The following is a 5,536-nucleotide window of genomic DNA, read 5'->3' on the forward strand; positions in this document are numbered from 1 at the left end:
CCCTTGGCGAGGTTGCAGCGGCGGCACAGCAGCTGCAGGTTGCCGGCGCTGGTCGCGCCGCCGCGGCTCCACGGGATGACGTGGTCGAACTCCAGGTACTCCGTCGCCTGGCACTCCACGCACGCCCCGCCGTCGCGGCGCCACACCTCGGCCCGCACCTGCGCGTACCCCGGCGTCTGGCGGCACGGCGACTGGATGCTGACGACCGACCGTGGCAGCGTCGTCGTGTCCGGTCGCTCCGACTCCACGCTCAACCGGCACGGGGTCCGGCTCGGCAGCGCCGACATCTACGCCGTCGTCGACGGTCTCCCGCAGATCCGGGACTCGCCCGTCATCGGCGCGGAGCTCGGCGACGGTGCATACTGGCTCGTCCTCTTCGTCGTCCCAGCCGACGGCGTCCCCCTCACCGAGGAGCTGATCCGGCACGTGACGGCGGAGATCCGCGGGCGGGCGTCGCCGCGGCACGTCCCGGACGACGTCGTCGCCGTGCCCGTCATCCCGCACACCCGCACCGGCAAGCGGCTCGAGGTGCCCGGGAAGCGGCTCATCCAGGGGCATCCCCTGGACCAGGTCGCCGGCCGGGACGCCGTCGACGACTTCGCCGCGCTCGCCCAGTTCACCGCCTTCGCCGGCGGTCCAGCTTCCTGAAAGGCCGCACCATGCCGACCCTCATGGTCATCATCGGCTCCACCCGTCCCGGCCGCGCCGGGCTGCCCATCGCCGAGTGGTTCGCCGAGCGCGCCAAGCAGCACGGGCACTTCGACCTGCGGATCGCGGACCTGGCGGCGATCGGCCTGCCGCTGCTCGCCGACCCGCACCACCCGCGGCTGCGACAGTACGTGCACCAGCACACCTGGGACTGGAGCGCCCAGGTCGAGGAGGCGGACGCGTTCGTCGTCGTGACACCGGAGTACAACTACGGCTACCCGGCCGCGGTGAAGAACGCGATCGACCACCTGTCGCAGGAGTGGGCGTACGCGCCGGTCGGCTTCGTCTCCTACGGTGGCGTCGCCGCCGGCACCCGCGCCGTCCAGCAGCTGAAGCAGGTCGTGACGACGCTGCGCATGGTGCCGGTCTTCGAGAGCGTCAACATCCCGTTCCACGCCCAGCTCATCCACGACGGCGTCCTGGCCGCGACCCCGGTGATGGCGGACGCGGCGACGGCGATGCTCGACGAGCTCGCCCGCGTCGAGGAGGGCATGCGCCCGCTGCGGTCCGCCGCGGTACGGCAGCCGCGCTGACGGCGGCTCGGCGGGCCCGTCAGGCGCTGGATGGTTTGACGGTGCCGAAAACGAGCCTGGGGGCGGCGCCGGGGCGGACGAGCAGTTCCGGCACGTCCTGCTCGGGGATGCCGACCACGGTCAGCTGGACCTTCGCCTGTTCGAAGGCCTCCACGACGGTCCGGTTGAAGCCGAGCGCGCTGTAGAACGCGGCGGCGAAGACGATCGCGGCGTCGTCCCGGATCGACCGGCGCATGCCCACGACGTAGTCGATGTGTTCGTTGATCGCCTTCGCCTGGACGGCCGAGTAGCAGGCATTGAGCACGACGATCTGGATGTTGTCCTTCATGATCCGGAACAGCTCGCCCAGGGCCACGGCGCTCACGGCCCGCTGGTTCCCACCGGCGGGGCTCGGGTCGAGGTCGCGGGTCCGCCAGGGCTGGGAGCCGTCCGCGGCGAGGATGATCTCGCCGGCCTGGCTGCCGTGCGCGCTGAAGTGCACGATGTGCGGCAGATACTCGTTGAGGTACTGCAGCAGGTCGTTCGGGCGGGCGGCCAGGCACGGCACCATCTCGAAGGCGTCCCGGTGCCTGCTCGCCCGCAGGTTGTCGGTGATCTCCCGGATCTCCCGGCCCAGCGCGAGCTGGTCGTTGATCAACGGGTTCGCCGCGAACACGACGATCCGCGCCTTCGGCAGGGCGGCGGTGATCGTGTCGGCCGGCGCTTCGGCGGTCTGCGCGGTGCCGACCGGCAGGGCGTTCGCCGGGTCGCCGATCGGGTTCGGCGGGCGGGACGGCCCGCTGTGCTGCCGCAGCCCTTCCAGCTGCTTCTGGTACACCTCCGGGCTGATCCGGCCGTGCTTGAACAGGACGCCGAGGATCACGTCGCCGTTCTCGCCGACGGCGACCTCGGTCAGCAGCGTGTTCATGAGGTGGGCGTCGTTCTGCTGAGCCCGCTGCAGCCCGGCGTCGAGGTACTGGACCATCGCCGGCCGGTCCCCGCGGCGGCCGGCCTCGAACGCGCAGTTGACATATGCGTACGGATACTGCGGATCGAACTTCACCGCGAGCTGGTAGTCCGTCTCCGCCTCGCGATAGGCGCCGACCGCGGCCCGCACACAGCCACGGTCGTTGAGCAGCATCGCCAGCAGCTGGGCCGGCTGGGCGAAGCGTTGCTGCGCGCCCGCCACGATCGAGATCGCGCTCGTGTACTCGGCGAGGGCCGTGGCGTGGTCACCCCGGTCCTTGGCGACCCGCGCCAGCAGCGTCCGGCAGTTGACGTCCGCCGGGTCCGCCTCGACCGCCAGGCGGTACGCCTCGAACGCCGCGTCGAGCTCGCCCAGGAACTGCCGGGCCGTGCCGATCCGCCGGAACACGTTCGCGCGGGTCTGCGGGAGCGCCTTCGCGCCCAGCATCTGCAGGGAGGCCACCGAGTCCTGGATCGCCAGCTGCAGCTCCCCGCGGCGCAGCCGCACCTCGGCCCGGGTGCTCACGCACATCGCCTTGAGGAACGGATCGCCTGCGGACGCGATGGCCCGCTCGGCCAGCTGCAGCGCCTGGTCCAGCTGCGCCGGCTCGGTCGCGCTGGCCGTGATCAGCAGCGCCAGGCCGTTGGGCGCAAGGCTGTTGTCCGGATCCAGTTGCATGGCCTGCAGATAGGCGGCGAACGCCTCCTTGGCCTTCCCGGCCTGATTGAGGTCGATGCCGCTCTGCACGAGCTGCCGTGCCTTCTCCTGGTCGCGGCGCCTCACCATGTCAGCCCCGCACAGCGTGCCGCCGCATTGCCCGAACCCTCGGATGTCATCGACCGGAATCATAGCCAGCCACGACCCGCCGGACCGCCGAACGAACGGCGGCGACCGCCGCTCGGACGGCCATTCCTGCCCGCCCGACCGACCGAACCGGGGTGGGCCGCCATCCCTGTCCGTCAGTTCGGTTGTGCAGGCGTTGTCCCCCAGCGGTGGAGGTTTGCGTGCCGATCCCAATCATCATCTATGCGGGAATCGCGGCCGCGGGCGCTGTCGGCGCCGCGGTCGCCGCGCGGAAATGGCGCCGGAGCCTGCGGATCGCCGTGCTCGGTGTCAACGACAGCGGCAAGTCCACCCTGATCGACTTCTGGCGCGGCGAATGGGTCGAGGAGGGACGCGCGCACACGCAGGCGAAACGCAACTTCGACCGGATCAAGACCGTGGCCGGGGACCGGCGGTTCGTGTTCCGCAAGCTCGCCGATCTCAGCGGCGACGAAAGCGACTGGGCCGAGTGGAAGGGCCCGGCCGAGGCGAGCGCCGTGGTGCTCTACCTGGTCCGCGCGGTGGATCTGGTCGACGAGGAGCGGGCGGCCGACCTGCACCCGGACGGGTACGGCCCGTTCACCAAGGGATGGGAGAGGATCGAGGACTCCGCCGGGCTGATCCGGCCCTGGCTGGACGGCGGCAGGGCCAAACTCTGCGTCCTCACCGTGACCTGGTGCGACCAGGACCCCAGACAGGCCGAGCTCGGCGAGGACGCTTACCGCAAGCACCTCGCCGGCCAGCTCGAGCCGATCGTGCTGAAGCTCGGCGGCACCGGCCGGGTCCGCGTGGTGGCCGGCAGCCTCGAATCACCGGCGTCGGCCGGCGCGCTCAGCGACCGGATCATGGACCAGATCGTCGCATGGGAGCGGACATGACGACCGGCAAGGCACGATTGCGGGTGGTGTACCTGGAGTTCGGCGCGGCCCGGCCGGCACTGGCCTGGCACGACGGCCGGTCCCTCGACCCGGGCCGGACCGGCGAACGCGCCCGGATCCACCAGCTCTTCAACCAGATCGTCGACCGGGCCGCGGCCGACACGTCGGGACCTCACGGCCGGGCCGTCCGGCACGCGGAGACGCTGCTCGTCGAGGTGCCGGTCGGCGACCGCCTGCTGGTCACGATCGTCGTGTCGGCGGTCGGCGGCTCGGACTGGCCGACCCGCTGCGCGACGCAGGCGGCGGAGATCCTGCGGGCCGGCGACCTGGACGTCGAGCCGGCGACCCTCAGCGAAGCGCTGGCCGACGGCTGGCGGACGACCCGCCCTTTTCGGCGGGTCGCGGCGCTGCGGTCGCGGCTCGGTGGCTGGCTCCGGCGGCTGTTCCGCGCCGTGGCGCCCGCTCGGGGGCACCGGTGAGCCGGCCGCCGCAGTTGCGCCGACGGCTCGTCGTCATCAGCCGCGATCAGTACACCGATGCCCGCGCCAGCAACCCGGACCTGCTCGCCGACCCGTTCACGACGGTCGTGCCCGTGCCGTTGCGCCCGCCGTTCAGCGATCTTCCCGCCCTGAACCGGCTGGCGGACCGGCTCCAGCCCGGCATGCTGCTGATCCGCAACCGCTGGGACGGCGGCGAATACGTGGACGCGGTCACGGCGTACGAGCAGATCTCCCTCGCCAAGTTCAACCGGTTCGCGGTCGTGTGCCAGCTCCTGGGCGCGCGGGAGCTCGAGGTGCAGGAGGTCCGTGAGGTCACCGAGAAGGGCGAGGTCACCGGCTCGGTCGACCTGCGCACCGGTGCCATGGAGGTCAACGGCACCGGCCGGGGCGCCTGGCTGAACCGGATGGCCCAGTCCGTCCAGGCCCGCTGGTCCTGGCAGACCGGCGAGTCGGACGTCGACGCGGCCGAGGCCACCGCCCGCGAGGGCGACCTCATCGCCGACCCGGTCGTGAGCAGCCTGATCCGCCAGCGCCGGTCGTCCGTGAACGCCCTCGGCAGTCACGTCCTCGAGCTGGACATCAGCTCCGAGGCGCACCGCGAGCTCGAGTTCGCCGCGACGGTACGGTCGGTGCTCAAGCAGTTCGGGCCGTCGTTCGCCGCCACCCTCAACCGGATCAGCGATACGTCCCGGAGTCTCCGTCTGAAGGTCAGCGTGACGTTCCATTGACCGGGGACCGGATGCGGGTGGAAGACCTCTGGCAAGCGGTTGAGCGGCGTGTGGTGATGTTCACGGAGCACGGCGACGCGGCGGCGGTGCTGGACCCCGCCGCGACCGCCGAGGCCTACGCCCTGTGGGAGGCGACGGTCGGCGCCACCGGAACCATCCGGCCCGAGCAGTTGCGCTCACTCGCGATGCTGCACCTGTGCCGGTTCCAGGCGGACGTCGGGAACACCGACGCGTTCGCCACCGCCATGAACCTTTTCCAGGAGTTGCTCCGCGGGCGGCCGGACCTCGTGCCGGCGGCCCGGCTGACGGACGTGGCCGCCGTCCTGACCGTCACCGAGGTGGCGGGCCGCGACGCGGCCCGCCACTGACGGGGGTTTCTACAGGCTGACGGTCCGGCCGCCGAGGGTCACCACGAGGCGGG

General features: G+C 71.8%; 8 protein-coding genes. 6 read left to right on the forward strand and 2 right to left on the reverse strand.

The features are described from left to right. The coding region (locus ABZS58_RS50850) for an HNH endonuclease signature motif containing protein (RefSeq protein ID WP_354792014.1) at positions 1–287 on the reverse strand (287 nt) is incomplete at its 3' end. Between ABZS58_RS50850 and ABZS58_RS50855 the strand changes: the two genes are divergently transcribed. Both ABZS58_RS50855 and ABZS58_RS50860 read left to right on the forward strand, forming a co-directional pair. Next, positions 196–648, forward strand: coding sequence for a hypothetical protein (locus ABZS58_RS50855; protein WP_354792016.1), 453 nt, complete (start codon positions 196–198; stop codon positions 646–648). The genes ABZS58_RS50850 and ABZS58_RS50855 overlap by 92 nt on opposite strands. Before the next feature lie 11 nt (positions 649–659). Beyond that, on the forward strand, positions 660–1,241 hold the full coding sequence (locus tag ABZS58_RS50860; protein WP_354792018.1) for an NAD(P)H-dependent oxidoreductase: 582 nt from the start codon (positions 660–662) through the stop codon (positions 1,239–1,241). 19 nt (positions 1,242–1,260) lie between these two features. Here ABZS58_RS50860 and ABZS58_RS50865 read toward each other — a convergent pair whose 3' ends face one another. Next, on the reverse strand, positions 1,261–2,973 hold the full coding sequence (locus tag ABZS58_RS50865; RefSeq protein WP_354792019.1) for a CHAT domain-containing protein: 1,713 nt from the start codon (positions 2,971–2,973) through the stop codon (positions 1,261–1,263). 218 nt (positions 2,974–3,191) lie between these two features. Here ABZS58_RS50865 and ABZS58_RS50870 point away from each other — a divergent pair, with 218 nt between their 5' ends. Genes ABZS58_RS50870 through ABZS58_RS50885 form a run of 4 tightly spaced genes read left to right on the forward strand, consistent with a single transcriptional unit; the run spans position 3,192 to position 5,483 of the window. Beyond that, complete coding sequence (locus ABZS58_RS50870; protein ID WP_354792021.1) at positions 3,192–3,887, forward strand: hypothetical protein; 696 nt, start codon at positions 3,192–3,194, stop codon at positions 3,885–3,887. Then, complete coding sequence (locus ABZS58_RS50875) at positions 3,884–4,366, forward strand: hypothetical protein (protein ID WP_354792023.1); 483 nt, start codon at positions 3,884–3,886, stop codon at positions 4,364–4,366. The genes ABZS58_RS50870 and ABZS58_RS50875 overlap by 4 nt, the downstream gene beginning before the upstream one ends. Then, positions 4,363–5,115 carry a hypothetical protein gene (locus ABZS58_RS50880; protein ID WP_354792025.1) on the forward strand — a complete coding sequence of 251 codons (753 nt, stop codon included), beginning with the start codon at positions 4,363–4,365 and terminating at the stop codon, positions 5,113–5,115. The genes ABZS58_RS50875 and ABZS58_RS50880 overlap by 4 nt, the downstream gene beginning before the upstream one ends. Before the next feature lie 50 nt (positions 5,116–5,165). Next, on the forward strand, positions 5,166–5,483 hold the full coding sequence (locus tag ABZS58_RS50885) for a hypothetical protein (RefSeq protein ID WP_354792027.1): 318 nt from the start codon (positions 5,166–5,168) through the stop codon (positions 5,481–5,483). Positions 5,484–5,536: the final 53 nt, after the last annotated feature.

Source organism: Dactylosporangium sp. NPDC005555, assembly GCF_040605635.1.
Taxonomy (GTDB): domain Bacteria; phylum Actinomycetota; class Actinomycetes; order Mycobacteriales; family Micromonosporaceae; genus Dactylosporangium.

What these genes read in the sequence shown, in the direction of transcription:
- ABZS58_RS50855 (WP_354792016.1), top strand. Translation starts at nt 196, where the DNA reads ATGCTGACGACCGACCGTGGCAGCGTCGTCGTGTCCGGTCGCTCCGAC.
- ABZS58_RS50860 (WP_354792018.1), top strand. Translation starts at nt 660, where the DNA reads ATGCCGACCCTCATGGTCATCATCGGCTCCACCCGTCCCGGCCGCGCC.
- ABZS58_RS50865 (WP_354792019.1), bottom strand. Translation starts at nt 2,973, where the DNA reads ATGGTGAGGCGCCGCGACCAGGAGAAGGCACGGCAGCTCGTGCAGAGC.
- ABZS58_RS50875 (WP_354792023.1), top strand. Translation starts at nt 3,884, where the DNA reads ATGACGACCGGCAAGGCACGATTGCGGGTGGTGTACCTGGAGTTCGGC.